Source organism: Amycolatopsis sp. cmx-11-12 (assembly GCF_046269425.1).
GTDB lineage: Bacteria > Actinomycetota > Actinomycetes > Mycobacteriales > Pseudonocardiaceae > Amycolatopsis.
In genome coordinates this window covers 1-25,445 of sequence record NZ_JADNQM010000020.1, presented here as the reverse complement: position 1 = coordinate 25,445, position 25,445 = coordinate 1, and the positions used below count along the sequence as shown (strand labels likewise).

At 66.1% G+C, this 25,445-nt stretch carries 26 protein-coding genes; 22 read left to right on the top strand and 4 right to left on the bottom strand.

The features are described from left to right. The first annotated feature begins 55 nt into the window (after nucleotides 1-55). Both ACLARN_RS25450 and ACLARN_RS25445 read left to right on the top strand, forming a co-directional pair. A complete protein-coding gene (locus ACLARN_RS25450) occupies nucleotides 56-1,339 on the top strand; it encodes a UDP-glucose dehydrogenase family protein (RefSeq protein WP_409493970.1) in 1,284 nt (427 codons plus the stop codon). A 130-nt stretch (nucleotides 1,340-1,469) separates the two neighbouring features. Beyond that, complete coding sequence (locus ACLARN_RS25445) at nucleotides 1,470-1,928, top strand: histone-like nucleoid-structuring protein Lsr2 (protein ID WP_409493969.1); 459 nt, start codon at nucleotides 1,470-1,472, stop codon at nucleotides 1,926-1,928. A 31-nt stretch (nucleotides 1,929-1,959) separates the two neighbouring features. On the opposite strand, the gene ACLARN_RS25440 is transcribed toward ACLARN_RS25445, so the two are convergent. The 3 genes from ACLARN_RS25440 to ACLARN_RS25430 form a co-directional block, all read right to left on the bottom strand. Beyond that, nucleotides 1,960-2,220, bottom strand: coding sequence for a DUF397 domain-containing protein (locus ACLARN_RS25440; protein ID WP_409493968.1), 261 nt, complete (start codon nucleotides 2,218-2,220; stop codon nucleotides 1,960-1,962). Between the two features lie 110 nt (nucleotides 2,221-2,330). Next, nucleotides 2,331-2,549, bottom strand: coding sequence for a DUF397 domain-containing protein (locus ACLARN_RS25435; protein WP_409493967.1), 219 nt, complete (start codon nucleotides 2,547-2,549; stop codon nucleotides 2,331-2,333). 4 nt (nucleotides 2,550-2,553) lie between these two features. Next, nucleotides 2,554-3,480 (bottom strand): helix-turn-helix domain-containing protein, encoded by a 927-nt coding sequence (locus ACLARN_RS25430; RefSeq protein WP_409493966.1) that lies wholly within the window; start codon nucleotides 3,478-3,480, stop codon nucleotides 2,554-2,556. A gap of 251 nt (nucleotides 3,481-3,731) precedes the next feature. On the opposite strand from ACLARN_RS25430, the gene ACLARN_RS25425 reads away from it, so the two are divergent. From ACLARN_RS25425 to ACLARN_RS25400, 6 genes are all read left to right on the top strand, one after another. Then, nucleotides 3,732-4,139 carry a hypothetical protein gene (locus ACLARN_RS25425; protein WP_409493965.1) on the top strand — a complete coding sequence of 136 codons (408 nt, stop codon included), beginning with the start codon at nucleotides 3,732-3,734 and terminating at the stop codon, nucleotides 4,137-4,139. Next, nucleotides 4,136-4,465, top strand: a complete 330-nt coding sequence (locus ACLARN_RS25420) for a hypothetical protein (RefSeq protein ID WP_409493964.1) — start codon at nucleotides 4,136-4,138, stop codon at nucleotides 4,463-4,465. The genes ACLARN_RS25425 and ACLARN_RS25420 overlap by 4 nt, the downstream gene beginning before the upstream one ends. 350 nt (nucleotides 4,466-4,815) lie before the next feature. Continuing rightward, complete coding sequence (locus ACLARN_RS25415; RefSeq protein ID WP_409493963.1) at nucleotides 4,816-5,667, top strand: DUF5753 domain-containing protein; 852 nt, start codon at nucleotides 4,816-4,818, stop codon at nucleotides 5,665-5,667. A gap of 966 nt (nucleotides 5,668-6,633) precedes the next feature. Then, the gene (locus ACLARN_RS25410) at nucleotides 6,634-7,539 is read left to right on the top strand and encodes a sigma-70 family RNA polymerase sigma factor (protein ID WP_409493962.1); all 906 of its coding nucleotides are present in this window, start codon (nucleotides 6,634-6,636) and stop codon (nucleotides 7,537-7,539) included. Nucleotides 7,540-7,762: 223 nt separating this feature from the next. Further along, on the top strand, nucleotides 7,763-9,130 hold the full coding sequence (locus ACLARN_RS25405) for an MFS transporter (RefSeq protein ID WP_409493961.1): 1,368 nt from the start codon (nucleotides 7,763-7,765) through the stop codon (nucleotides 9,128-9,130). A gap of 86 nt (nucleotides 9,131-9,216) precedes the next feature. After that, entirely contained in the window at nucleotides 9,217-10,407 is a 1,191-nt protein-coding gene (locus ACLARN_RS25400) for a GGDEF domain-containing protein (RefSeq protein ID WP_409493960.1), read from the top strand. Here ACLARN_RS25400 and ACLARN_RS25395 read toward each other — a convergent pair whose 3' ends face one another. Further along, nucleotides 10,408-10,803 carry a winged helix-turn-helix transcriptional regulator gene (locus ACLARN_RS25395; RefSeq protein ID WP_409493959.1) on the bottom strand — a complete coding sequence of 132 codons (396 nt, stop codon included), beginning with the start codon at nucleotides 10,801-10,803 and terminating at the stop codon, nucleotides 10,408-10,410. A gap of 301 nt (nucleotides 10,804-11,104) precedes the next feature. Here ACLARN_RS25395 and ACLARN_RS25390 point away from each other — a divergent pair, with 301 nt between their 5' ends. From ACLARN_RS25390 to ACLARN_RS25325, 14 genes are all read left to right on the top strand, one after another. Further along, on the top strand, nucleotides 11,105-11,743 hold the full coding sequence (locus tag ACLARN_RS25390; protein ID WP_409493958.1) for a methyltransferase: 639 nt from the start codon (nucleotides 11,105-11,107) through the stop codon (nucleotides 11,741-11,743). Between the two features lie 1,297 nt (nucleotides 11,744-13,040). Further along, complete coding sequence (locus ACLARN_RS25385; RefSeq protein WP_409493957.1) at nucleotides 13,041-13,331, top strand: hypothetical protein; 291 nt, start codon at nucleotides 13,041-13,043, stop codon at nucleotides 13,329-13,331. 78 nt (nucleotides 13,332-13,409) lie between these two features. Further along, nucleotides 13,410-14,108, top strand: a complete 699-nt coding sequence (locus ACLARN_RS25380) for an SAF domain-containing protein (RefSeq protein WP_409493956.1) — start codon at nucleotides 13,410-13,412, stop codon at nucleotides 14,106-14,108. Nucleotides 14,109-14,133: 25 nt separating this feature from the next. Beyond that, nucleotides 14,134-14,976, top strand: a complete 843-nt coding sequence (locus ACLARN_RS25375; protein ID WP_409493955.1) for a hypothetical protein — start codon at nucleotides 14,134-14,136, stop codon at nucleotides 14,974-14,976. Further along, nucleotides 14,973-16,499, top strand: coding sequence for a CpaF family protein (locus ACLARN_RS25370; protein ID WP_409493954.1), 1,527 nt, complete (start codon nucleotides 14,973-14,975; stop codon nucleotides 16,497-16,499). Before ACLARN_RS25375 ends, ACLARN_RS25370 begins: the two co-directional genes overlap by 4 nt. Then, on the top strand, nucleotides 16,496-17,422 hold the full coding sequence (locus ACLARN_RS25365) for a type II secretion system F family protein (protein WP_409493953.1): 927 nt from the start codon (nucleotides 16,496-16,498) through the stop codon (nucleotides 17,420-17,422). Before ACLARN_RS25370 ends, ACLARN_RS25365 begins: the two co-directional genes overlap by 4 nt. Next, nucleotides 17,419-18,324 carry a type II secretion system F family protein gene (locus tag ACLARN_RS25360; protein ID WP_409493952.1) on the top strand — a complete coding sequence of 302 codons (906 nt, stop codon included), beginning with the start codon at nucleotides 17,419-17,421 and terminating at the stop codon, nucleotides 18,322-18,324. Before ACLARN_RS25365 ends, ACLARN_RS25360 begins: the two co-directional genes overlap by 4 nt. 81 nt (nucleotides 18,325-18,405) lie before the next feature. Beyond that, nucleotides 18,406-19,413, top strand: a complete 1,008-nt coding sequence (locus tag ACLARN_RS25355) for a hypothetical protein (protein ID WP_409493951.1) — start codon at nucleotides 18,406-18,408, stop codon at nucleotides 19,411-19,413. Then, entirely contained in the window at nucleotides 19,406-19,660 is a 255-nt protein-coding gene (locus tag ACLARN_RS25350) for a hypothetical protein (protein WP_409493950.1), read from the top strand. Before ACLARN_RS25355 ends, ACLARN_RS25350 begins: the two co-directional genes overlap by 8 nt. A 36-nt stretch (nucleotides 19,661-19,696) precedes the next feature. Then, a complete protein-coding gene (locus ACLARN_RS25345) occupies nucleotides 19,697-20,119 on the top strand; it encodes a hypothetical protein (protein WP_409493949.1) in 423 nt (140 codons plus the stop codon). Between the two features lie 107 nt (nucleotides 20,120-20,226). Then, nucleotides 20,227-20,589 carry a TadE family protein gene (locus ACLARN_RS25340; RefSeq protein WP_409493948.1) on the top strand — a complete coding sequence of 121 codons (363 nt, stop codon included), beginning with the start codon at nucleotides 20,227-20,229 and terminating at the stop codon, nucleotides 20,587-20,589. Then, nucleotides 20,586-21,035: a TadE/TadG family type IV pilus assembly protein gene (locus ACLARN_RS25335; RefSeq protein WP_409493947.1), complete on the top strand. Its 450-nt coding sequence runs from the start codon at nucleotides 20,586-20,588 to the stop codon at nucleotides 21,033-21,035. Before ACLARN_RS25340 ends, ACLARN_RS25335 begins: the two co-directional genes overlap by 4 nt. Beyond that, nucleotides 21,032-21,445: a hypothetical protein gene (locus tag ACLARN_RS25330; RefSeq protein WP_409493946.1), complete on the top strand. Its 414-nt coding sequence runs from the start codon at nucleotides 21,032-21,034 to the stop codon at nucleotides 21,443-21,445. Before ACLARN_RS25335 ends, ACLARN_RS25330 begins: the two co-directional genes overlap by 4 nt. Continuing rightward, nucleotides 21,442-24,579 (top strand): BTAD domain-containing putative transcriptional regulator, encoded by a 3,138-nt coding sequence (locus ACLARN_RS25325; protein ID WP_409493945.1) that lies wholly within the window; start codon nucleotides 21,442-21,444, stop codon nucleotides 24,577-24,579. Before ACLARN_RS25330 ends, ACLARN_RS25325 begins: the two co-directional genes overlap by 4 nt. Nucleotides 24,580-25,445 lie beyond the last annotated feature (866 nt).

The following is a 25,445-nucleotide window of genomic DNA, read 5'->3' as shown; positions in this document are numbered from 1 at the left end:
GACGGCCGTAAGAACGGCGTGCCTCCGCAGACTCTCCGCACTGTAGGGGGCCTTTATGACGCTCGACGAGCGTGTCACAGTTATTGGCAGTGGTTATGTCGGACTTACTGCAGGCGCATGCCTCGCCTCGATCGGGCATGTTGTCACCTGCGTCGACCACGACGCCGGCCTGATCGCCGCGCTGCGGCAGGGGCGCACATCTCTTGCTGAGCCTGACCTGGAAAGCCTCATCCAGCGGGGAATTTACGCACAAACACTAAGTTTCGACACTTCGGTCGAAGAAGCGGTTCGTGCATCCGACATCGTTCTTCTTTGCCTGCCAACTCCTTCCATGCCGAACGGCGCCGCGGACCTCACGGCGATCTGCGACATGATCGCCCGCATACGTCATCTGCTGCTGCCAGACTCAGTGCTCGTCATGAAGTCGACGGTACCCGTTGGCACAAACGAAAAGGTCGGCGCGTGGATGGGACGGACCGATATTGCGATCGTCTCCAATCCCGAGTTTCTTCGCGAAGGTCATACTGTCTATGACTTTCTGCACCCCCACCGCGTTCTCATCGGTGCCGACGATCCCGCCGCCGGAAAGCGAGTCGCCAGCCTCTACGACGCTGTCCGCGCACAGATCATCTTCACTGATCCTGCCACCGCCGAACTGGCAAAGTATGCAGCGAACTCCTACCTGGCAACAAAAATTTCCTACATCAACACCGTTGCAGAACTTTGCGAAGCCTTCGGTGGCAACATGTCCGACCTCAACCATGTCTTGGGTACGGATCCTCGCATCGGCGCCGACTACCTCCAGCCTGGTCCCGGTTGGGGCGGGCCCTGCCTGCCTAAAGACGCACATGCCTTGCTACGACAAGCGTGGCACGCAGGCGTCGAATTTCCTGTACTGGCAAGCGCGATCGAGAGTAATGGTCACCATCAGCGTCGCGTGATCGCGCGGCTACGCGAAGCTCTCGGAGCAGAACTCAAAGGCTTGCGTATCGCCGTCTTGGGGCTCACCTTCAAGGCCGGTACCAACGACACACGAGATTCCCCCGCGCTACGGATCGCACGCGCGGCTGTGGAGTGCGGGGCCGTCGTGACGGCCCACGATCCCACTGTGCAGGGCCTGGTTCCAGGAATAACGGTCGCCGTGACTCCATACGATGCCGCCAAGAACGCTGATGGGTTGGTTCTCCTCACGGATTGGCCGGAGTATCCGAACCTAGACTGGGAAGCCATTGCCACGGCGATGACTGGGGACGTCGTCGTGGACACCCGCAACGTGCTCGATCGATCCCGTCTCGTCGAGGCAGGACTGAAGGTGAGTACCTGGGGCGGGTTGTGTTGATTGGACGGTCGGCGTGCCGACACGTCGTGCGCGCGGGATGGTCGTACCGCCGATCGGGTAAGCAATCGGTAGGGTCATCTCTGCTGCGCTGGCTCAGCCCTCCCGCTCGACTTGGTGAAAGGCTCTCCCCATGGCTCAGAAGGTTCTTGTTGAAATCGTCGATGACCTCGATGGCGGCGCAGCCGCACAGACCGTGCCCTTCGCCCTTGATGGTGTCCAGTACGAGATCGACCTGTCCGACGAGAATGCGCAGGCTCTGCGCGACGTGTTCGGACAGTATGTCGGGGCGGGCACGCGAACCGGTGGACGTAAGATCCGCGTCGCCGCCGGTCAGTCCACTGCTGCAGGGACCGGTCGTCCGACGGCGCCGGCTGACCGTGAGCGCAACCAGCAGGTGCGCGCCTGGGCGGCTGAGAACGGTTACGCGATCGCTGACCGGGGCCGGATCCCGAGCGAGATCTACGAAGCGTTCAATGACGCCGAGTCAGCTGTCTCGCAACCTGTCGACGTCGAACCGGAGCCGGTCGAGGAGGCGCCGGCGAAGCCGGTGCGCAAGCGAGCTCCGCGGAAGAAGAAGTCCGACAGCTGAACCCTGTGAGGAGACTTGGTGCTCGTCGCCGTCAGGCAGGGAGATCGAATTCTCCGGCCTGCACACCCTTGGCGAATGCGTCCCACTCCGATGGCGTGAACACGAGGGGCTGGCCATCCGGATTCGAGGGTTGGCGCACCACGGTGTAGGTGATCCCGTCACTGTGTCGCACGTGAGCGTACTCGACGGCGTCCTCGACAGTGACGCCTTCAGGCAGCGTCTTGGTCCAAGTCGCTGTGCTCAGGTCCAGCTCACGGCGCACGTGGACCTTGTTGTCGACCGGCCTGCTCATACTTCCCTCGTCTCTTCGAGTTGGTCCGCCATGGATGCCAACCTGCAACGATGGCGGGACCTGGCGCGATCTCGTAGCCAGTCCCGCCATCGTCGGATCAGTCTTGTGTGCTAGTTGCCGTCACGCCGGACGGTCTCGAGAAGGCCGTTCCACGCTTCAGGGGAAAGGCGGTACGTGCCTCCTTCCGGATCGCTGCTGTCCCGCACATAGGTAACGCGGCTGTCTGGCCTCCTGCCCGCTTCGACGCAGTCCGTCTTGTTGACGTCCTCGCCGGAGTAGGTGCTCTTGTGCCAGAGCACGCCATCGATACCGTTGGCATCATCGGTCATCTCGCTATAGCACCTTCATCTGTTGGTGGACGAAATCGGCTGTCTTGTCAGGGGACAAGGCAGCCCGTGCGGCGCGTTTGAACGTCTTGGTGAACCGCTGCACGTCTTGTTGATTCTCCACCCAAGCGCTCCCGGCGGGGTACTCGAAGTACACGGCAGACTCAGCTTCGTCGCCCTTGCCTTCGTCGTCCGCGGCCGTGTCGTCGAGCTCGAAACTGAACCGGTCGTACTCCACGATGACGAGGCCACCCGTGGACGCACCGTATGCGCCTGCTTCCGCCTTGACGACCTGGATCATGACGTTGTCGAGGTCCATCACGTCGAGGATGTGGCGGAGCTGCTTACGCATGACATCACGGCCACCGACAAGCCGCGTCACGACAATCTCGTCGACGATCGCATGGAAGTTGAGCGGGCTCGGCTCAGAGGGGTCGAGGCGTCGTTGCCTGGCACGTCGGACGTTGTTCGCGCCGCCCGATCGACTACTCGGATCGTGTAGCTGGTCGCCGAGGGCCAGTGAGTACTCCTCGTGCTGAACCAGCCCGGGCCAGACCAGCGGCGCCACCGTTCGGATACCGGCGGCGGACTGTTCTTCGTTGACGAGGCGCCGAAAAGCCGGCGGTGTCTCTTTTGGCAATCGAACCGGCTTTGGCGCGTTCTTCGCGGCCTCGTAGAGCTGCCGAGCCACGGCGAGATCCGTCTCGGTGCCACCGTAGAGCCCGAGAAGTGCTGTGACGGTGACCCATGAGACCCGAAGCTCTCCGAGTTCGTATCGGCTTACGGTGCCGGCCGTTTGATCCAGATGCGCCCCAACCTCGATCGTCGTCAGGCGGGCACGCTCTCGCCACTTGCGGAGGAAGGCACCGAGGGCGCGTGACTCACGCGTAGATACGGCCATGTGCGCAGCATAGCGCGAGACAAAAACGCGCATGTGCGCACTTTCGGGCTATTGCGGAACGCATGTGCGCGTGTTTAGTCTGCGTGTGTTGGTCTAGTGACCCTCGGTGGATGCGGCGCTCTGGTGAACCCCGCTGCCGACTCGGTCACTGACCAGCCGAAAGGCAGGTGGGGGTGCGATCTTCATCCGGTTCGACCCGGTTTCGCCCCCTGCTTGCCCCGTCAACTGCACCTACGGATGCCGTGCGTGGCTGACTGCTCACCTGCGGACTAGGGGTTGATCACATGTCGTTGGTCTTGGCTCTAGCAGTGTCAGATCTGATGGCAGGGGCAGATGCAGGCGTCTGCGTCGGCTTCGGCCTTGCCATCGTTGCCGTGTCTAGTGGCGTCGCCCTCAAGACTCGCGAGGTCCGTATGGCGCGGTACGGGCGGCACTCGCCGCAGTACGTCCGTCGGCACCCCGCGGAGACCACGCAGGAGATGTGGCCCGTCGCGCGTGGACTGGTTCCTATCGACCCCGGTCTGGTCGGCGAGAAATTCGTTCCCGTTCCTATCGACGATGACTGGAAGAGGTCGCGGATCCGCGACTACATCGATGGCCTGCCCGAGCGAGTGAGGCCAGTGGCGGCCCCGAGGCAGCTGCAGCGGATCGTTGATGGCGCGGTTCGGGACTCGGGGTCGGTGGCGGCATGACCGGGGCCTTGCCGTCGTGGTTGACCGAGGGCACCCAGATGCGAGTGCGGGAGATGGTCAACAGGGGGTTTGTCTTCGACTTCGGCGGACGTCCTGACGACAGCCAGCACGTCTTCGGGGAGACGCCTGGCGGTGAGTTCGACAAGGTCGTCATGGCGCACGACCCGGAGCGGAAGTCGTTCGCCTGGCGCCTGAAGACTGATAGCCCCACTGGGCCGTCGTCATTGCATGCGGAAGGGCGGCTCGATGCCGTTCTGGACGCTGTCCTGGGGTGGCCCGCCCTGCCGTCCGCGGAACACCCGGCGTCGAAGGGGGAGTCCTCGTGAAGCTCCTTAGACGCCGCGGCAAGGTCGCTCCGCCGGACTGCGAGCTGGACTATCTGCTTCTCGCTCTTAACGCGTTGTTCCCCATGACTCCGGTCGTTCGCCAGTTTCAGCCTCCGCTTGCGAGTGACCGGCCAGCGGCACCCTCCGGGGAACATGGGCCCCGTAACCTCCCGGAGGGTGCTGCTTTCCATTGCGACTGGCGGTCGACGTGAGCGGGTGCCCGAGCTGGGTCACGCCAGAAGTCGCAGACGTAGTCAGTCGGCTCGACAAATGCGGCTACGAGTTCACCGTGTTTGTCGCCCATCGCAACCACCGGCGGGATTCCGCCACAGCAGCAGGAGTGGTCAGCAATGACACGTGAAACGGCAAGCCAGATGAGCCGCGTCATCGGAACGGAGATCCGGCGTATCCGGCGTCGCGCCGGTATTCAGGCCGTATATGTGGCGGAGATGGCTGGTTGGGAGCCTTCGAAAATGTCCCGAATCGAACACGGATACCGGCTCCCCGTACTCGATGAGTGTCCGCGCCTCCTGGGCTTGATCAGGGCCACGCCAGGCGAATTCTCCGAACTCATGAGCCTATTTCGTACGGCGCCGGATGGCTACTACCTCTGGAGGCATGGCCCGGGGCAATCTGAGCAACTCGACTGCCTGCACAAACTGGAGCTGGAAGCGGACTCTCTTGCGATGTACGACCCCGCCGGGGTGCCTGAACTCTTGCATGAGGAGTCCACCATCAGAGCCTTCCTGGCGTTGGGCTCGACGGAACCTGGTGGCCTGGTCAAGTCGCGAGTGCAAGCGCGGCTGAAACAACAATGGGCCTTCGCTGAGAGCACTCTCGCCCGCGCGACCTTCTTCATTGACGAGCGTTGTATCCATGGGTTCGCTGGTGTATCAGATATCATGCAGAAACAACTGCGCCATCTGGAATTCCTGGCGATGACATCCCGGACACACGTTAGGATCATTCCACTGTCGGCGACAATGGTTGCGCAGCATGGAGCCGTGACCATATTCGAATCTGATTCTCTTCCTGCCAGTGTGAGAATTAGGACTCCGCTAGCCACCCTTGTTCTTGAAAACGAGGAGGACGTGAGCTACTACAAGCACGTGCTCGCCGATATCGAGCAGTCTGCCCTGTCGGAGGATCAATCACTAACACGGCTGGGCGAGCTGATCCAAGACAGCGAAGTTGAGATTTGAACCTGCTCCGCCTCGGCGGGCAGTGAAGGTGGTTTGGCCGATAGACTTCGAAGGAGCGCATTGCGATGAAAGCACAACTTTGCATCGCCGCTGCGAGGATCATGCTCGCCCCCAGTGCCGTACGAGCCCCTGCTGAATCATCGTGGGGGTCTGGGTTGGCGATCGCCGCGGCGCTTCTTCTCATGGCGGGCTGCGTGGTCGGAGCCGGTGTCGGTTGGTGGTATGTGGCTGAGTGGCGTCGGATCCTGCGATGCCGTCAGCAACTGCCATCGCGCCCAACCCCCGAGACATCGCAGACGACGGTGGGTTCTTCCCTTGCCTCCCAGGGTGTTGAGCACGCCGTCGCCCGGTCGCGCAGTCCCCGGCATATAGTCACTCGTCGTCGAGCGGTCGAAGCACCATGACCGGCCGAGCACTCCGCCTTCGGGACACTGTCGCAAGCCGGACTGCGTGGGTTCGGTGAACCATGCGGCAGGCGCAGGCGAATCCCTTGCTTTACTGGGGCATCAACCAGCAGGGCGGGACCGCGGACCGCTACGCGGGTCGCGTCCACGTCGTCTGGCCGGACAATGAATATTTCGGCCTATGTGGGCTTCCCATCGAAGAGATCTGGGAGCAGCGACCTCCAGTCCCGAACACCTTATGTCCATTGTGCTGTGTGCGCGCCATGACTGTCCTTTTTCCAGCGTTCGCTGCTTCATTGCTTGACCATTTTCCAGTGTCAGGGCGACACGAACTTTCAGGGGAACGTTGTGAGCGCCGCCACTGAGGCTAAGGATTCGCTTACCTGCTAGCGAATCTATGTGCACGCACGTCCGCAGTCTCTTTGAGGTAACCAGGAATCGGGGTGTACAGGTGGTGGGTCAGCTTGGAGAGCCGGGTGGTTGGACCGGGCGTGTTCGCTGTATGCGCCCCGGCAACTCGCGGAACGAGACAACGCGAGCTGTCGAGCAACGACGAGCTGGTGTGGTTGCGTCGCGTGCGTCGGGTTGTTCGCCAGTTCGACAGGCACTTGAGTCATACGGTGACGAGAACGATCAGAACGTCCAGTCGCGTGCCGTCGCGCCGATCGGCGAAACTCAGGGACAGGACTCCCGGCTGATCGTAGCCGTACGGAATGGAAACGTTGCCGCGTATGGCGAACTGTACGAGCGACATGTCGCTTCGGCTCGCAACCTGGCGCGCCAGTTATCCCGCTCGACCATGGAGGCTGATGATCTGGTCGCGGAGGCGTTCGACAAGGTGCTCCGCATGCTTTGCAAGGGCAGAGGTCCGGACTCCGCCCTTCGTCCGTACCTGCTTGCCGCGCTCCGTCACACAGCCTACGACAAGATGCGAAAGGATCGAAAGGTCCAGTTGTCCGGGAGCATCACATCAGTAGTCGATCATGCGCTCGCAAGCGCGCCCTTTAACGATACGGTGATCAACAGTCTGGAACGGAGCTTTGCGGCGAAGGCGTTCGCCCGGCTACCTGAGCGCTGGCAGGCCGTGCTCTGGAACACTGAAGTCGATGGCAAGGCGCCAGCGGATATCGCACGCGAATTTGGCCTTACGGCCAACGGCGTATCGGCTTTGGCTTACCGGGCGAGGGAAGGTCTTCGTCAGGCTTACCTCCAGGTTCATTTGACAGATGGCCACCCGAAGTTGTGCCGGCCCTCGGTTGAACGCCTTGGCGCGTGGACCCGAGACGGTCTTGATGCGCGGGAGGCCAGACAAGTCGAGGTGCACCTTGCTCACTGCAGGTCATGCCGTGGGTTGGCCGAAGAGCTCGCCGAGATCAACAGTGCTTTGTGGGTCGGCAGGGCCGCAAAGCGGTCGCGTGTTCGAGCCGCTATGGTCGGGGGCCCTGCACTTGCCGAACCGGCCGGATGAGGTTGCACGCCCGTTCAGCTCGGGAACGCCGGTCCATTGTGACCGGTTCACTCGGACACTCACGTTGAGTGACACCGTACGTGCGATTGGGTGAACATCGGCGGAAGGTATCCATTCGGCGACTCTCCGGGCATACCGTGGCTGGTCCAGACGTGTGACGCCTTCATGGCGACTGGATCGTCACAACCGCGTGGTGGGAGGCCAAGTGCGGGGTGTGGGAGGGGTGGGTTTTGCCGACTCGTTGAGAGTTGGCGAGTTTCGTGCGCTGTGGTCAGCTGAGGCCGTCTCGATACTCGGCGATCAACTCGCGAGGGTTGCTCTCGCGGTTCTCGTCTTCGACCGGACGTCGTCAGCCGCGCTCACCGCGTTGACCTACGCGCTGACGTTCGTTCCTGCCGTTCTCGGCGGGTTTCTGCTCTCGGGACTGGCCGACAAGTTCCCGCGTAAGCGCGTCCTCGTGCTGACCGATCTGGTACGTGCGGGGTTGGCCGCGGCGATGGCCGTGCCAGGTGTGCCGCTATGGGTGCTTTGGGCATTGATCGGTCTGCTGACCATGGTGTCGGCGCCGTTCAAGGCGGCTCAACTCGCGCTCTTGCCGAACGTGCTCGGCGAGGATCGATACCAAGCTGGTCTAGCGCTTCGTCAGATGACTGTCCAGATCGCACAGGTGGCTGGGTTCGGGCTCGGCGGCATTCTTGTCGGAGTGCTCAGCCCGTCAAGTGCGCTTGTCGTCGATGCCGCCACCTTTGGGCTGAGCGCGCTGATCATCGCGGCAGGAGTTCAACCAAGCAGAGCGGCGAAGGAACGCGCGGACGAGGAAGGCGGCGTCGAGGTGCAGCGCCGCGGCATCGATCTCAGGTTGGTCGTGCCGTTCATATTGGGGGCGTTGATAGGGCTTTTCGTGGTGCCCGAAGGCCTTGCCGCCCCGTACGCGGGAGCTCTTGGAGCCGGCTCAGTCGCGATCGGTCTGCTGATGGCTGCCGATCCTGTCGGCAGCGTCATTGGAGCTTGGTGGGCAGCCAAGACCGGCACGTCGACGATCCCGGCCCGTCGGGCTGTCGTGCTACCGGCGGCGTTGGCGGGGGTACCGCTCATCGCCTGCGCATTCTTGCCGGGAATCGGTTGGTCGATCGTGTTGTGGGCGGTGTCCGGCGCCTTCTCGACGATCTACCTGATCCGCCTCCAACCCATGATCGTCGCCATCGTGCCGGATTCGCGGCGCGGCGCGGTCATGGGCAGGTTCAGCACCACCGTCTACGCCGGCCAGGGGGTGGCGATCTTGGGCGGCGGGATGGTGGCCGAACTCATCGGGCCGACGTACACCGTCGCTGTCGCTGGGGCGCTAGCCACAGTCCTGGTCGTTGCCGTCGGCGCTGCCTGGAAGCTGGCTCGTCCTCGGCGAGCTCGCGTCACCGAGGACGAGCCTGCACAGGCTGAGAAGGGCGTACGAAGACCATCAGACTTCCTTGTTACGCATCGTGGCCTCCTCCCGGGACGTCCGGCAGCAGGAGGAGGCACCGGCCAGGAAGCGGCGACTTCGGGGACCGGCTCCTCCTCCATAGGAACGGAAGTGAGGTCAGTATGCCGGTAAGGTCACGCAGCGCGCATGGGCATAGCCCGAACGGACGTGTCGGTTGGTCTGTCTGGTCTCACTCTCTGTACGCGCGCGGGTTCGTCGTGTTCATCGAGTTGGCCGCAATTGCCGCGGTCGGCATCAGCGCGGCTCTTGATCCGCCCACGCGGGCAGACTTCCGCGCCTGCCTGTTCGTGATGGCCTTCGGGCTAATCGCGGCCGAAGCAGCGCGCAGCGTTGAACGGCGTCGCCGACGCTTCGCGGACACACCACACGTCAATTTCTCGTCAGTCTGGACACTCGCTGGCGCTCTCCTCCTGCCCCCGGCTCTCGCGGCCGTCCTCGCAGTCGTGCTCTACGTCCACCTCTGGCTCCGTTGCTCGCGCGACGTTGCCGGGACCTTCGCCTCAAGGTTCGCGTTCAACGCGGCCAACGTGATCCTGTCCTGCCAAGTTGCCGGGTGGTTCGCCCAGCGAATGCAACTGGTGCCCATGACGCACGAGTCCGACTTCGCGGACGCACCGGTGTGCGTCGCGGTCGTCGTCGTGTACTTCGCCGTCAACTCCCTGATCGCCGCGGTCGCCATCGCGATCGTGCGCTCGGACAGGACACTGACGAGGCTGCTCGGCGAGTTCAACGAGAACGTGCTCGAACTCGCGACCCTGTTCATGGGTGTCGCGACCGCTATCTTGCTCAGCGTTCACCCCGCACTGGTGATGGTGATCTTCGTACCGTTGTACGGACTGCACCGTTCGGCCCTGATCAAGCAGTTCGAGCATGCGGCCACCATCGACCCGAAGACCGGCTTGCTCAATTCACTGGCTTGGCACGCGCTTGCCAAGGCCGAGCTCGCGCGGGCTCGACGCAATAGCGCGCGGATCGGGATCCTGATGATCGATCTTGATCACTTTCGTCGCATAAACAACAACTTCGGCCATCTTGCAGGAGACCGAGCGCTACGAGCCGTCGGACAGGTCCTCCAGGACATCGCCGGCGAAGACTACTGCGGTCGATTTGGTGGCGAAGAGTTCGTCGTTCTGGTTCCCGGTGTAACTCCGGACGAGTTGGAAGGGCTCGCCAACCGAACTCGTGAGGCCATCCTCAAGGTACGCGTCGATGGGGTGCACGACCAAGCAGCGGGACTGCACCAGCCGGTCAGCGCGTCGATCGGCGCCGCTGTGTTCCCGGATGTCGGGGCGAGCCTCGAGGAAGTACTCCTTGCTGCCGACCTGGCTCTATACGCCGCAAAGGACAGCGGGCGGAACCAGGTCCGCATGATGAGGAGCGAAACCTGATCACATGTCGTCGTCTGAGGTATCGGCTTTCAAGCTGTCGCGGTTCTGCTGGGCCCAGCTAGCCAGCGGCCGGAGCGCTCGCAGCAGTTCCTTCCCCTTGGGAGTAAGCCGGTACCAGACGCTGTTGCCCATTTGATCGCCCTCGGAGCGGCGGGCGATCAAACCGTTCTCTTGCGCGCGTTTCAGCGTGCTCCCCAGTACCTTCGGCGTGACCGGTTTTGGATGAGACACCCATCCGACACGTGCTTCAGCCTCGTTCACCTCCGCCTTGAGGTCCGTGTAACGGCGCTCCCCGAGCGCAAGGGATGACAGCATGGCAACGGTCCATTGACCGTTCAGCATGGCCAGCGCCTCATGAAGACTCTGGCGGTAGGGGACGTCCCAATCACTGGTCACGACCATTGCCTACCACGGACGAACTTGCGCCAGCGCAATTCAATCGGGATTTACGTCGACCATTCGGGTGAAGATCGCCCTGGTGAGCCCAGGATCAGTCGGTACTTACCTTGCGGATAGTCGGGGTTGACCAGCTAAAACCGGATTGTCCGGACGTTCAGCGCCGGAACGGAAGTAACAGGTGGCCGGCTGGGTCCGGAAGCGGCGAGCACACCGAACCAAGCCGGTCGCCACCACAGGCAAGGAGGCGTGGCCATGACGATTCGCTCAAGTCCGCGCGCTTCGCAGGGGAGCGTCGCCAGTGCCGATCTTGGAATACGCAGTCGGAGCCGGGAGCTTCGTTGCGGGCCCGGTGATGCTCTCCGTCGCGGAGCGGACGACGAACACGGAGCTGGTGACCGGGAACCGGCCACGGTTCGTGGTCGCTGCCACGATGTCGGCCGCGACGGTGGCAGCGAGCTGGATCGGGTGGCTTCGGCTGGGCACGACGCCGACCTGGTTGGCATGGTGCTGGGTCTGCGCGCTCGGCGTCGGTCTCGCGCTCACGGATCTCCGGTGTCGACGACTTCCGTTTCCGGTGGTGACGACGTTGGCGGGCGGTTGTGCCGTGGTCTTCGTCGGCGTCGCGATCGTGGACGGGGCATGGTCGAGGTTCGGTTTCACCTGCGCGGCCGCTGTGGTGGCGTTTGGCCTCGCGTCTCTGCTCCAGCTCTGCATGCCGGACCACACCGGCGGAGGCGATACAGCGCTGTACGGCGCGCTCGCGTTGTTCCTCGGTTGGTTCGGATGGGACGCCCTGCTGCGGGGCCTGCTGATCGCCACCGGACTTACCGCAGCGGTTGCCCTCGTTGTCGCGGTGTCGTCCAAGAGCGTGAATTCCACGTTCGCTGCTGGACCGTCGCTGCTCGGCGGAGCGCTGGCGAGCGTCCTCATGGCATAGACATTCTTGTGACCGTGCTGGCGAGGTCTGGCTCGGCATCGGAAGCACTAGGGGAGGAATCTGTGAGCAACCTCGGCCCGCGTTGTTGGCTAACCCTCGTCTCGAGCGGCATGGTCATCCTTGTCTCCGCCGGGTGTGGAGGCGACGGCGCGCCGACATCGTCGACCGCGCCCACGTTGTCGGCACCAACACAGGTGCCCACGACGCTGCCGTCATCCGGTCAAGAGCAGCGGCAGGCAGTCGAAGCGGCATATACCGAGTTTTGGCCGCGGTCGCTGGCTGTGCCGAATTCTCCGGAGGACACGTGGCGGGAAGCAATGGCCGCACTGGCGGTAGACCCGCAACTGTCAACGACCCTGGAAGCCATGCGCCGAAACAAGCTGGTTGGGGTTAAGCCGTATGGGGATGTCACTACGCGAATCAATAATGTTGACGTCCGCGGAGATCGGGCTACCGTGCAGGACTGCCAGGACGGATCTCGCTCGGGGCAAGCCGATGCGACTACAGGTGACCGCAAGACCGTCGGATCACCTCGTATCCCAATTCACGCCCAGATGGTTCGCGATACTGCGGACGGGCGATGGAAAGTGTCACAGCTCGACTACCCAGGCGGGCCGTGCTGATGGGAATTCGGAACGCAGTTGCCTATGCGGCAGGGGTGGTCGTTGTTGTAGGTGGCACGGTTGGACATGCCGCAGCGCCGGTCCGGGCGGTGACTGGCCAGCCGAGTCCGCAGGACGACGGCCAGGTCATTGTCGTCCCTAACAACACGGATCAGTTCGGTCAGTACGCTCCGCCACGCATTGACATGCGGGCGTTAGACCAAGGAGGTCAGGCACCTGTCCGGCCAGGCGGACCCGGAAGGAGACCATCGGGTCAGGACCGGCGGGCGGCAGCAGGTAACGGAGAACAGGCGCCGTCGGACGGGCTTCCTGCCGGTTGTTCGCTCGGCGGTTTCGGCGTTGGTGGTTCACCTGGTGTCGGTCGTGCAGGTGGCAGTGCGTTCGGGATCCGTTGTCTTCCTTCGCTGCCTGTCGACGAACTCGCGGCTTCAGGTGGACCGGTGGCTCCGCCTTTGCCGACTCCGGCGGAACTTGCTGCGCGCGCATTCGAGCAGCTGCAGTTGCCGTTGCCGGTTCCTCGGCACTCACCGGACGTGCGGTTGCCCGATGGCCGGAGCGCCACGATTGTCGGGGAGAACACCTGGATCTGGACTGATCGAAGCGTGTGGAAAGCGGCGGTCGAGCGGGTACAGGCCGGCCTGGTATGGGCCGAAGTAACCGCGACACCGGTGGGAATGACGTTCAACTCGGGGTCCGGCGGGTCGATGGCCTGTTCGGGACCAGGGACGCCGTATGACCGTTCGCGCGGGTTGCATGCCGCCAGCCCTGATTGCGGTTTCGTGTACACCCGCAGTTCGGTCGGGCAGCCGAACGATCAGACCACCGCGGAGTGGGCGATCCAGTGGTCGGTGAGCTGGATCGGCTCGGACGGGACCGGTTCCGTCGGCGGCGACTTTCCGCTGATGCAGTCCCGGGCGAGAGCGACGTTCGCCGTCGCCGAGGTTCAGGCCCTGCGCGCGAAGTAGAACCGCGCTCTGCGAAAGAAATTGACGGCATTCTAGACGTCGTTAAGCCGCAATCAAGAATTGTGGAGGAATACCGCAATGGGTACCGCTTTGTCTTTTTCGCGCCCACCGAGAGCGCACGGCAGCGACTCGGCGTTCGCCGAACAACTCGGGGACGACGAGCCGCCGCGGGTGCCACGGCGACGGCGCTGGTGGCTCTTGGGGGTCGCGGTCGTGCTGGCCGTGGTCGTCGCGTTCGGCAACTACGCCCTGATCACGGGGCAGGACGACCGTGTCGATGTCCTCGCGCTTACCCGTGAGGTGAGCTGGGGGCAGACGATCGGAGAGGGCGATCTCGGTGTGGTCAAGGCAGTGCCGGACCAGCCGCTGGCCGTTATTCCGGTCGGTGACAAAGCCAGGGTCGTGGGGCAGGTCGCGCGGTCGAGCCTACCCGCGGGGACGGTACTGGCGCCTGGGCAATTGTCCGGGCAGCCGATCCCGGGGCCAGGCGAGTTACTGGTGGGGCTTCCCGTTCGGCCGGGCCATCTACCGGCCCGTGGCCTGTCGGCGGGGGATCTGGTGCAGGTCACCCCGATCGCGGCCAGCAACGGGCCGGACGTGGGGCAGGCTCCGGCGAGCACGTCCGGTCCGTTCCGTGCGCGGGTGCTCGGTGTCGGCCCGCCGGACTCCACCGGAACGGTCACGGTCGATGTCGTCGTCGGCGCTGACGCCGCCCACACCGCGACCAGCGCCTCTGCGGGGCAGGTCGTCGTGGTCCAGCTCGGGCCGGGCGCGTGAAGAGAAAGCAGCTTCTGAAGGAGTGATGAGCGAGATGGCGATGATCGCGATCGTCTCGGGCAAGGGGTCGCCCGGCGGGACGACGACGCTGGCCGCGTTGGCGGCGGCGTGGCCGGCGCCGGTGCTGCTGGCCGACTGCGACCCCGCCGGGGGTGACTTGGCACTGGGCTGGCTGGGGCATTGGGTGGTGAACGGGTTTCTCCGTACTGATGTCGGTGTGTTGTCGCATTTCGTCGCGACCCGGCACGCGACGTCCGGGGATCCGGTGTCGCTGATCGAGCACGTGCAGGCGGTGCCTCCGGCGCGGCATGTCGGCCTGCTGGCCGGGCTGAGTACGCCGGGCCAGCACGCCGCGGTCGGCACGGCCGGATGGACCCGCCTGACCGTGGCGTTGGCCGCGTTCAAGACCGTGGCCGGGCATCCGGCTGATGCGCTGGTCGACCTTGGCCGTTTCAGTTCGGCGACGCCGTGGCCGGTGCTGCTCGCGGCGGATCTCGTGCTGGTGGCGGTGCGCCCGACGCAGCGGCATGTGCTGGCCGCACGCCCTGTCCTGGCCGAGCTCGCCGAGCGGATTCTGCCGCAACGGCTGGGGCTGGCCGTGTGCGCGACAACGCCCGCGGGCACCCGCGAAGTCCGGGTGGCGCTGGGACGGGAGGCCGCGGTGGAAGTCCCGATGGCCGCGCGGACGGCGGCGGTGTTTTCCGACGGGATCGACGGAGGAGCTCTTCCTAACCGGTCGCCACTGCTGCGCAGCGCGCGCCGTGTGGCGCGACGCCTGCACGGCACCTATCACGCCTACGCGCCGAGTGAACCGCGCGTTCCGGCCGTGTCTCCTTCGGCTCGTCTGCTTTCCGGAGGTGCACGATGACGGTGCCGAGCAACGCCTTTCGCCCTGTAGCTGATTCGGCGGTCGCGCCGTATCCAGCTCTGTTGCCGCCACCGCGGAGCAACTCGGCGGGAGCGGCGACAGCGATACCGCGTGCACCGCTGCCGCGGGACGGCGTGCAGACGGGGAACGTCGATCCCGGTGCTGTCCGGGAGATCCGTGAAGCGGTCGCTGCCCGGCTGGAACGCGTCGCCGCAGGCGAGTCTCATATGGACACACCGCCGACGGTCGAGGAGCAGCAGACGCGGATGCGTGCCTACGTGGCCGACGAGGTCGCCGGCTGGGTGCAACGCCGCGCGACCGCCGGACACGCGCCGCTGCCCGTTGCCGACGAACGCCGGCTGACCCGGGCAGTCGTCGCGGCGCTGTCCGGGCTGGGTGCCTTGGAGGAGCTGTTGGAACGCGACGATGTCGAGAACATTCACGTGCACGGCTGTGACCGGATCCTGCTGGAGCTGGCGGACGGCACGGTCGAGCAGTGGCCGCACCCGGTGGCCGACACCGACGCCGATCTGGTGGAGATGTTGGCGGCGATGTTCGCCCGCCAGGGCCAGACTTCCCGGGAGTTCAACGCCGGCCGCCCGCTGGGGAACCTGCGGATCGGCGCGGGTGGCCCGTTGGGGGCTCGGGTGGCCGCGGTGATGGAGGTGTCCGACCGGCCGCGAGTGGCGATCCGCCGCCACCGGCTGGTCGACGTCGGCCTGACCGATCTCGTGGCCAACGGCACGCTCGATCCGCTGCTCGTGGCGTTCTTGCGGTCGGTGGTACGGGCGGGCTGCAACGTGATCGTGTCCGGTGGCCCGGCGGCGGGCAAGACGACGTTGCTGCGCGCGTTGTGCGCGGAGATCCCGGACTACGAGCACGTTGTCACGGTGGAGGAGGAGTACGAGCTCGGTCTGCACATCGGCGCACGTCCCTTGGTCACACCGCTGGAGGCTCGTCCGGCGAACTCGGAGGGGATCGGGGAGATCTCTTTGGACGATCTGCTGAAGCAGACGCTGCGGCATTCGCCGAGCCGTGTGATCGTCGGGGAGGTTCGGGCCGGGGAAGTGACCGCGATGCTGCGCGCTCTCGGGAACGGCGCCACGGGCGGTATGTGCACCCTGCACGCCACGAGCGCCTCGGCGGTGTTCGACCGGATCGGCGCGCTCGGGCAGCTCGCTGATCCACCGTTGGCGATCGAGGCAGCTCACCAGTGGACTGCCTCGGCGATCGACCTCGTTGTGCACGTCGCCCGCGCTGACCACGACACGGCTGGTGGGCGGCGCAGGCAGCGGTTCGTCACCGAGATCATCGAGGTCGGCCCGGTCGGCGATTCCGGTCGACCGGACACCACCAGGATCTTCGCCCCACGCCCGGAAGACGGCCGCGCTGTCCCGGCCTACCCACCGAGCCGTGATCTGCTGGAGCGCTTGACAAGGCACGGGTTCGACCGCCACATGCTCGACACCGCCGGAGCCGACACCTGGCAGACCACCGAGCTGCCGGGCGGGGGCGGGCGATGACGGGCGTATGGGCCGGCGTGCTCGGCGTCGCCGCGGTAGCGGCGATCGCCTGCGCCGTCGTCGCCTTCCTCCCACCCGCCGCGCGGTCGACGACACCGGTCACGGCGCGCAGGACGAGCTGGAAGACGTTCGTGGCACGGGTACCGCGGCGGCGGGTCGTCGTCGCGGTCGCCGCGGGTGGTGTCGTGTGGTGGGGCACCGGCTGGCCGGTCGCCATCGTCCTGACCGTCGCCGCGGCGCTGACGGTGCCGATCCTGGTCCGCGGACACGACGCCCGCCGCGTGATCGCGAGGTTGGACGCCCTTGCCAGCTGGGTCCGGCGTCTCGCCGATGTCCTGGCCTCCGGCGCCGGGGGACTGGAGCAAGCGATCGCCACCTCCGCCCGCACCGCCCCCGAAGCACTGAGCGGCGAGATCGAAACCCTGGCGGTTCGTTTGCGGACGCGGGGCCTGGAGGCCGCGCTCCGCGCTTTCGCCGAGGATGTGGGTGACGAAGCCGCCGACGAAGTCGTGCTCGCGCTGATCCTGCGCGCCCGCGCGGGCGGACGTGGACTGGTCGACATTCTCGACAGCAAGGCCACCGCCCTGGAACGCGAGGTCGTCGCCCGCCGCGACATCGAAGCCGACCGCGCTAAGCCCCGTACCGATGTCCGCGCCATCCTGGGCATCACCGCGCTCCTGCTCGCCGGACTGGTGGTCTTCGCGCACGAGTTCCTTACCCCGTTCAACGACCTGCTCGGCCAGCTCGTGATGGCCGGGATCGGTGGTCTGCTGGGCGCTGCCGGGTGGTGGATGCACCTGCTGACCCAGACGCGCCGCCCCGCTCGCCTGCTTGGCGCCGCCTCGAGGATCCCGCCCGGGGCACCGAAACCGAAGCGCACCCCGATCGCTGCCACCGATGTCGACGTGGAGGTGCCGCGATGAATCCCGGGATCACCGCTGCGTTGCTGGGCGCGCTGGGCGGGTTGGCGCTGGTCTGCGTGCTGCTGGCGCTGGTGCGCCCGGCTCCGGTCAACGTGGCCGCCGCGGTGGCCGAGCTGGACGACCGTGCCGCCCGCCGTGCTGACGGAGCGTCGCCACGCAGCCGCTGGTCGACCCGGATCGAACGTCTGGCCGGAGTCTCCGGACGATCGTCGAACCGCTGGTGGGGTATCCCTGCCACCGACCTCGATGTCCTCGGTCAGACCGCCGACCGCTACCTTGCCCGCCGTCTGACCTGGGCTGCTGCCGCTGCCGGAACTGTGTTGGTGATGGCCGGGCTTAGTTGGTTCGGCGGCATCGACCTTTCCGCCCCGGTGGTGGTGCTGGCCGTGATCGCCGGCGCGGCGGCCGGATCGGTGGTGCCGGTCCTGGCCGTGCAGGAGGACGCCGCTCGGGCGCGGGAGGAATTCCGTCGCGCCACCGCCGCCTATCTCGATCTCGTCGCGCAGGAACGCGCCACCGGCCGCGCCCCCAGCCAGGCACTGGGCGAGGCCGCCACAGTTGGAGACTCGTGGGTGTTCGCCCGGATCAGCCGCACCCTCGGCCGCGCGACACAGGCCGGTCATACCCCGTGGGAAGCCTTGTCCCGGCTGGGGAAACGTATGGGCGTCGTCGAACTCAGCGACCTGGCCGACATCCTCGCCACCGCGGCCGACGGCGCAGCCATCTACACCACCCTGATCGCCAAATCGAGCTCCCTGCGCGCCGCCGCGCTGGCCACCGACAAAACCGACGCCAACGCCCGATCCCAACGCCTCGCGCTCCCCGTCGCACTGCTGCTGGTCGCGTTCCTGCTCCTGGTCATGTACCCCGCCATGATCAGGTTGGCGGCAGGAGGGGGCTAGCCAAAAGCGCGACGACTCTCGTCGCCACCTCCGCTTTCCTTTCCAGAGAAAGAAATCGGCCCCGGCTGAAGGAGAAGCCTGATGCACAACCATGAAGCGCCTGTAACGGTGCCGCCGGTACTCGACTGCGTGCTCCCCGACGGCTACGCCACCGTGCTGCTCAATCCTGCGATGACCCCGCGGCAGTGGCGGCGAAGGCAAGCCCTCAGTCTCGTTCGCCCGACGACCATCCTCAAAGGACTATTCGCCGCGGGGCTGGCCATTCAGCTGTCCTGCGCCGGTGATGGATTCGGCGAGAAGTTCGGCATCGGCGTGGGGACCTTGATCGTCGTGCTGGGTGTCCTTCGCCTGCTTGGCCACTCAGCCAGAGAGATCTCGTTCGAGCACGAAGGAGTGCCACGGCTCCGGCTGCGGCGAGGGGAGTTCGTCCGGCGCCGCGATTTCGATGACCTGGGTGCAGATTCGCGTGAACTGGTAGCCGAGTTACTGACGGGGCTGGAGGAACTGCACTGGAGTCCGGCGCGTGCCTGGCTCGATCCCGCACTACCGGGCGAGATCCATGCCGTGGTGTGGCGGGCCTTGGGGTTCCTTGACCGCAGCCGCGAGGCCCGCGCTCTTGCTCAAAAGGTCGCCTCCGAACTCGATACGGGCGACGACTTGGTAACCGAGACGCAACGAGCAGTCGACAACGTCGATTCCAGCCTGCGGGAAGTAGCCCGGCATGTGCGGGGTTGCGTCGTGCTCACTCGCTCGTGGGAAAAGAAAATGCGGCGACACGATCTTGCCGCCCGGGCCAGCCACACCCTGGCCTCCGTTCCGGGACAGGACCACCTCGCCCGGTTGTCGTTGGACTCGGACGCATTGCCGCGAAGCGTGTTCGCCCATGTCACTGCCGCACGGGATATCACGCGTTCCGGGCCGTTCCCGTGGGAGCAACCTCCGTCCGAATGGCCCGGAGCAGGTCCCCTACCGGCCGGGCGAACCATCAACATGCCCAACAGTGAAGAGGCAGCCGAGAACGCGAATCCGACCGATAAGCCTTATAGGCCAACGACCTCATCGGGCAAGGAGAACGAGACGCATGCTTAGCCATCTCAAGCGCTGTGCGACCACAGTCCGGCGACGCGGCGCCCAGTTCGGGCTGTTCCTCGCCGCGTGGGTGCTCAGCCTCGCCGTCACAGGAGAAGACCAGTGGACGCGCGCCCGCGCATCCGGAGACCGCGGATCAGAGTCCGTGGAAAAGGCGGTCCTCGTCGCGATCGGACTCGCCGTGGCGATCGGGCTTGGCTTCGCCATCCGCGCCGCCGTCCAGACCTACCAAGGCCAGATCAAATGAGCTTCAGTCAGAAGCCCTGAGGCGTAAGGAGCCGCGATGCCTACCGCTGAGGAGATCGAACGGCGTGTCGAAGCAGCCGACGCTGCCCGGAGCGAGATGAGGTCTGCCGCGGCGCGGCGCGTCGGCGACTTGGCAGAGCGCCACACTGAGCTCGCGGAGGAACTCGGCGACGTCGAACGAGAACTGGGCGACGTGCTCGCCGAGTGCGGCGACATCATCGAGATCGACGAGCTAGTCGCATTTACCGACGTACCCGCCGCCGAGCTCACCCGCTGGCGCACCAACGCCAAACCTAGCCGTTCTAAGGGGAAGAAGCCTGCCGGAATGGGCCAAGCGAAGAGTGTCCAAGCGCGGAAACCGGCCGCACCCAACATACCCGCGAAAACGAAATCCTTCGCATCACAGGATGTTCCGCTCGCACGCGGCGCCGACACGCCCACCCCGGCAGTGGCGTCGTGAGCACCCAGGCCCGTCCGCGACGAACAGACAAGCGACCAGGGTGGATACGCTGTCGAGAGTTCTGCCGAATGCGGGTGCGCGACGACAGGGGGGCGGAGTCAGTCGGGTTGGCCGTGCTGTTCCCGTTGGTGTTGCTGCTGATTATCGCGGCCGTGCAAGGTGGGTTGTGGTGGCATGCGCACTCTGTGGCCTCTCAGGCGGCCCAGGTCGGCGTGGACGCTGGACGGCCAGTCGGTGCCACGCAATCCACCGCGACCGCGGCCGCACGGTCGTTCGCCGACCGTGCCGGCCGCGGAGTCCTCACCACGCCCGAAGTCCACGCCACCATGACCGCCGACATCGTCCAGGTCGCGGTGTCCGGCACGGCCGTCCGGCTGCTGCCGATTCCTGGCCTCGATATCGAGGTCGAAGTGGTAGCCCAGGCAGTCAAGGAGCGCTTCACCACGTCGCTGGCCGGGGGCGGCTCATGACCCGCCAAACACACGCGCACCACATCCGTCGATTGTGGACAGACACAGGTTCCATCAGCGTCGAAGCCGCGGTACTCATGCCCGCCGTCATCATCGTCGGACTGCTGATCATCGCCGGTGCCCGTGTCAGTACCGCGCAGCAAGCCGTCGACAACGCCGCCACCGCGGCTGCACGCGCCGCGTCGATCGCCCGCAGCCCTCACTCGGCGCAGCAGGCCGGGACGACCGTGGCTCGCGACCGTCTCGGACGCGAAGGCATTACCTGCCAGGAAACCAGCGTGTCGGTCGACGCGAGCCAGATCGCCGTCGGCCGCGCCGGACTGGTCACGGCCAGCGTCACGTGCCGCGTCGCGCTCAACGATCTCGCCCTGCCACTTCCCGGAGGGACCCGCATGATCACCAGTTCGTTCACCAGTCCAGCTGATCCGTACCGGGGCACCCCATGACCACCCCGGCACGGCCACGCGACGCCGGGTCGATCACCGTGATGATCGCGGTCCTCGTGCCCGCGCTCCTGTTCGTGCTCGCCCTGGTCGTCGATGGCTCCGCCCGCCTGCGGACCATCGCCCGCGCCGACGCCCTGGCCGCCGAAGGCGCCCGTGCCGCGAACACCGCCGTGGACACCCGCAGCCCGCACGTCGGCATCGACACCACCATGGCCGCCCGCACCGCGGCCGATTATCTCGCCCGCGCAGGGCATCCCGGCCAGGTCACCGTCACCGGAATCCGCACGGTCCGGGTGGTAGTCACGGTTACCGAGTCTGCGCCCATCGGCCTTCTCAGCCACAGTGTCCAGGCCACCGGGACCGCGCTGGCCGAGCTCGGTGTCGGCACCCGCGACGGCGGCCTCCCATGACCTCCCCTGCGGCGCAGCAAGTGCGCGGCGCGCTCGCCGCCGTGGCTCTGCTCGCCTTCGTCGGCGGCATCCCGAGTGTACTTTTCGCCCTCGGTGCCGATCCTGCTCGCCTTCTGCCCGACCGCTGGCCAGACCCGATACCGATCAACCACTGGCCCGAACGGATCTGGTCCACCCTGCGCTGGGCATGGATCACCGGCGACCTCGTGATCTGGCTGATCGTCGCCGTGGCATGGACAGGCTGGCTGGCAGTCACCCTTTCCGTGATCGTCGAAGTGATCCGCCAGACCGGGCGCGGCGTCCGTACCGCTCGCGGTCTGCTGCTCCGAGTACCGCGTGGCCGATGGATCGCCGGACTCGTGGCTGCCGTTCTCGTGGCCACCTCCGCCGGTACCGCAGGGGCATCGACGGCCCCGGCAACACCGGTTGCGGTCACTGCACCGCCATGGCCCCACGAACGCCCCGTCACGGCAGCCCGGGTCTCCGCAGCGGACACCGCGACCGACCAGACTGGGGGGACTGTCGGCGCCCCGAGCACGTCGTCTCCCGCGGCGGCGCGAACGGAGGACGTTGTGCCTTACACGGTGGTGCACGGCGACACCTTGTGGGACTTGTCCGAACGCCACCTCGGCCGTGGCACCCGCTACCACGAGATCGTGCGGCTCAACCCTGCACTGCTCGCCGACAGCCCCGGCGACCTGGAACCGGGATGGACGCTGCTATTTCCACCGGACGCCGCAGCCTTACCCCATCCTGCGGACATCACCACAGCGAGCGGGCGCACCGTCACCGTCAAGCCCACCGACACGCTCTCGGCCATCGCTGAACGCGAACTCGGCAACCCGGATGTCTGGCCCGCGATCTTTGACCTCAACGCCGGCCGCACCCAACCTGATGGACGCGCGCTGCGGCACCCCGACCAGATCCTGCCCGGCTGGCACCTCGTCCTTCCCGCCCAGGCGGCACCACCATCCGAGCAGCCCGCGACGCCACCGAACAGCCCGACACCCGCGTCCGCCCCAGAAGGCCCGGCTACCTCCGCCGAGCAGTCCGCCCCGCCGCACGCACCTCGGGGAGAACAGCAGGACATGACCGAGGCACAGCCCGGAACCGGTATCGCACTGCCGACAGGTGCGTTCGTCGGTCTCGGACTGGCTGCCCTGATCACCCTCGCGGTGATCACAGTCCGACTTCGGCGCCGCCGCTGGTACCACCCCGGCGTACGCGACGACGCCGACCCCGCCGGGCTCCCGGTCGTCCGCGCGCTGCGGATCGCCCACGACACCGCCGCGCCGCATCTGACCGACGACAATCCGGCCACGCCACCTGGCCACGTACGACCGGCCGACATCCACGCCCGCGACCGAGCCCAGGCCACGGTCCGTGCTGTGCTTCCTGTGCCTCGGGACACTTCGCTCGGTGTACGCGACGGGCACGCCATCGCGCTCGACCTCGCCAGCACGCGGGGACTGGGACTCACCGGTCCCGGTGCCCATGCCGCCGCACGGGCCTTGATCATGACCCTGCTCGCGCAGGCCACCAGCGACGGCCTCGACGCCATGATCGTGATGCCCGCCGCCGACGCCCGCGTGCTCTTCGGACACGACCTGGCGGATCCCGTCCCGGACCGGCTGCTCATCGTCGATGATCTGCCCGCAGCGCTGGCGACGTTGGAGGCCGAGCTGGTCGCCCGCACCGACACCGGCGACCTCGCGCGGGACGACCCACCAGCGAACACAGCGTTTTCGGGCGGCGGCACCGGACCTGCTGTGGTGGTGGCCACGCCCACCGCGGACACGAACCGGCGCGCGCACGCCGTCCTCGACAACGGCGCGCACCTCGGTCTGGCTGGCGTGTTCCTCGGCCCCTGGCACCCCGGCGGCACCGTGCGCGTGCGCGACGACGGCACCGTCGAAGCGACCAGCCCCACCCTGAGCGAAGACTTGGCCGGCACCCGACTGTTCACACTGCCGGACGCCGACGCCCGTGACCTGCTCGCACTCCTGCACGCGGCCGAACCCGGCAGCGACGACCCGATCCGAGACCACACCGTCGCCAGCAGCGCCGTGGAACCGGGCACACAGCGGCAAAGCCGGGCCGAGAGCACGACGGCGAATCCCGAGCCACCCGTCTTCGAGTACGAGTTCGCTACGGCACCCGACGCCGCAGCCGTGACCCCACCGCCGGAGACCGCCAGCGACAACCGCGGCGAGTACCCGACGACCGGACCGCCCGGACCGGCTGAATCAGAAACGACCGAGCCATCCCCGACGGAGGGCAGCAACCACCGGCGCCCCTCGGCCGCCCGGCGCGACGACACCCCGGCGACCGCGTCGCGCCCGGCCACAGATCCAGCCCCGGCCCCGCCGCTGCACCTGCAGGTGCTCGGCCGGCTGCACCTGACCAGAACGGACCCCGAACCCCGTGACCTCATCGACGTTCTCGCTCCGCGGCAACGCGAGATCCTGGTCTACCTGGCGCTACACCGTGACGGGTGCCGACGCGAAACCCTCAGCGCCGCGCTCTGGCCGGACGCGCCCGGCGAACGTCCCTACAACAGCTTCCACGCGACCCTGTCCCAGCTACGCCGCGGCCTTCGCCGGGCAAGCAACGACGACACCCTCGACATCATCGTCAATCAGGGCAGCCACTACCGGCTCGACCAGACGATCCTGACCGCCGACCTCTGGCGGCTCCAGGACGCCATCACCGCCAGCCGCCAAGCCCCGGCAACAGAGGCCGTCGCGGCGGCGAATCGCGTCACCGAGCTGTACCGCGGAGACCTCGCCGAAGGCATCACCGCAGACTGGATCGACGGGCCCCGCGAAGCACTCGGCCGCGACGTCCTCGACGCGCTCAGCACCCTGATCCGCAAGATCAGAACCGACAGCCCCGAACAGGCACTCGCTCTGCTGGAACAAGCCCGCCACCTTGACCCCTACAACGAGGCGATCTACCGCGACCTCATGCGCCTCCAAGCGCGACTCGGCCAGCACGACAGCATCCCACGCACCCTGCACCTGCTCACCACATCGCTGGCCAACCTCGACCAACGCCCCGCCCCAAGCACCCTCAGCCTCGCGGACGTCCTACAACAGCCGAGAAATCACATATCCAACCGGCAAGCCAGCTAAACGAACCCAGCGCCTCACGCAGAAATAGCCGCGATTATCATTGCGACCCGCCAGCTTCCGAAGACTGTCCAACACGTGCCAACCTCGCTATACTGGACTGATTCCTCACGGATACTTTGAACGCCGTAACGTGAACTTATTCGTGTGATTCCGGGAAGCGGCGGCGGCCGCGGAGGCAAGCTGCAGCACGACCCGAGGCCAGCACTCTGCCGCGTGTACAACCGGCACGGAGTCGGCGGCGAACCCCATAGACCTCTCGCCCGTCCACCTTCCTCTCCACCTTCCTTTCCGTCTTCCTTTCCGGACTCCCACTAGAGAGGAAGGGGCGCGTCAAAGCCTTGTTGCAGGCCAAACGCGGGGCAACCCCTTCCTCCGTGTCCCCCGACTTCGGTGCCGGCAGGCACGTGAACAGTCGGCTTGGGTGGTGTGGTGGCTATCTGATGCTCGCACTGCCGTCCGTCCGCAAGTCCTGTTCTGCTGTAGCCAGCTTCTTCTTCATTCTCCTTCGCCACAGCTTTCCTTCCAGTCTTCTTTTTTGATCCTAAGTGGCCGCATAGTGCTTTCTGCCTTTTCCTTGTGCGCAAGATAAACCTAACGATACAGAAACATGACTCATGGGTGTTGACAACCACATAAACGACGTGGCCGCAAGTGGCGTGAATCGAAAACCGCAAGATATCCAAAGAGAATTCATGCTGAATCCAAGCTGTGCGGGTCGCGGGCGCGGGCGCTGGCTGGCGCTGTGCGGGTCGCGGGCGCGGGCGCTGGCTGGCGCTGTGCGGGTCGCGGGCGCGGGCGCTGGCTGGCGCTGTGCGGGTCGCGGGCGCGGGCGCTGGCTGGCGCTGTGCGGGTCGCGGGCGCGGGCG

What these genes read in the sequence shown, in the direction of transcription:
- ACLARN_RS25450 (WP_409493970.1), top strand. Translation starts at nt 56, where the DNA reads ATGACGCTCGACGAGCGTGTCACAGTTATTGGCAGTGGTTATGTCGGA.
- ACLARN_RS25445 (WP_409493969.1), top strand. Translation starts at nt 1,470, where the DNA reads ATGGCTCAGAAGGTTCTTGTTGAAATCGTCGATGACCTCGATGGCGGC.
- ACLARN_RS25440 (WP_409493968.1), bottom strand. Translation starts at nt 2,220, where the DNA reads ATGAGCAGGCCGGTCGACAACAAGGTCCACGTGCGCCGTGAGCTGGAC.
- ACLARN_RS25435 (WP_409493967.1), bottom strand. Translation starts at nt 2,549, where the DNA reads ATGACCGATGATGCCAACGGTATCGATGGCGTGCTCTGGCACAAGAGC.
- ACLARN_RS25430 (WP_409493966.1), bottom strand. Translation starts at nt 3,480, where the DNA reads ATGCGCGTTTTTGTCTCGCGCTATGCTGCGCACATGGCCGTATCTACG.
- ACLARN_RS25425 (WP_409493965.1), top strand. Translation starts at nt 3,732, where the DNA reads ATGTCGTTGGTCTTGGCTCTAGCAGTGTCAGATCTGATGGCAGGGGCA.
- ACLARN_RS25420 (WP_409493964.1), top strand. Translation starts at nt 4,136, where the DNA reads ATGACCGGGGCCTTGCCGTCGTGGTTGACCGAGGGCACCCAGATGCGA.
- ACLARN_RS25415 (WP_409493963.1), top strand. Translation starts at nt 4,816, where the DNA reads ATGACACGTGAAACGGCAAGCCAGATGAGCCGCGTCATCGGAACGGAG.
- ACLARN_RS25385 (WP_409493957.1), top strand. Translation starts at nt 13,041, where the DNA reads ATGACGTTCAACTCGGGGTCCGGCGGGTCGATGGCCTGTTCGGGACCA.
- ACLARN_RS25380 (WP_409493956.1), top strand. Translation starts at nt 13,410, where the DNA reads ATGGGTACCGCTTTGTCTTTTTCGCGCCCACCGAGAGCGCACGGCAGC.
- ACLARN_RS25375 (WP_409493955.1), top strand. Translation starts at nt 14,134, where the DNA reads ATGAGCGAGATGGCGATGATCGCGATCGTCTCGGGCAAGGGGTCGCCC.
- ACLARN_RS25370 (WP_409493954.1), top strand. Translation starts at nt 14,973, where the DNA reads ATGACGGTGCCGAGCAACGCCTTTCGCCCTGTAGCTGATTCGGCGGTC.
- ACLARN_RS25365 (WP_409493953.1), top strand. Translation starts at nt 16,496, where the DNA reads ATGACGGGCGTATGGGCCGGCGTGCTCGGCGTCGCCGCGGTAGCGGCG.
- ACLARN_RS25360 (WP_409493952.1), top strand. Translation starts at nt 17,419, where the DNA reads ATGAATCCCGGGATCACCGCTGCGTTGCTGGGCGCGCTGGGCGGGTTG.
- ACLARN_RS25355 (WP_409493951.1), top strand. Translation starts at nt 18,406, where the DNA reads ATGCACAACCATGAAGCGCCTGTAACGGTGCCGCCGGTACTCGACTGC.
- ACLARN_RS25350 (WP_409493950.1), top strand. Translation starts at nt 19,406, where the DNA reads ATGCTTAGCCATCTCAAGCGCTGTGCGACCACAGTCCGGCGACGCGGC.
- ACLARN_RS25345 (WP_409493949.1), top strand. Translation starts at nt 19,697, where the DNA reads ATGCCTACCGCTGAGGAGATCGAACGGCGTGTCGAAGCAGCCGACGCT.
- ACLARN_RS25335 (WP_409493947.1), top strand. Translation starts at nt 20,586, where the DNA reads ATGACCCGCCAAACACACGCGCACCACATCCGTCGATTGTGGACAGAC.
- ACLARN_RS25330 (WP_409493946.1), top strand. Translation starts at nt 21,032, where the DNA reads ATGACCACCCCGGCACGGCCACGCGACGCCGGGTCGATCACCGTGATG.
- ACLARN_RS25325 (WP_409493945.1), top strand. Translation starts at nt 21,442, where the DNA reads ATGACCTCCCCTGCGGCGCAGCAAGTGCGCGGCGCGCTCGCCGCCGTG.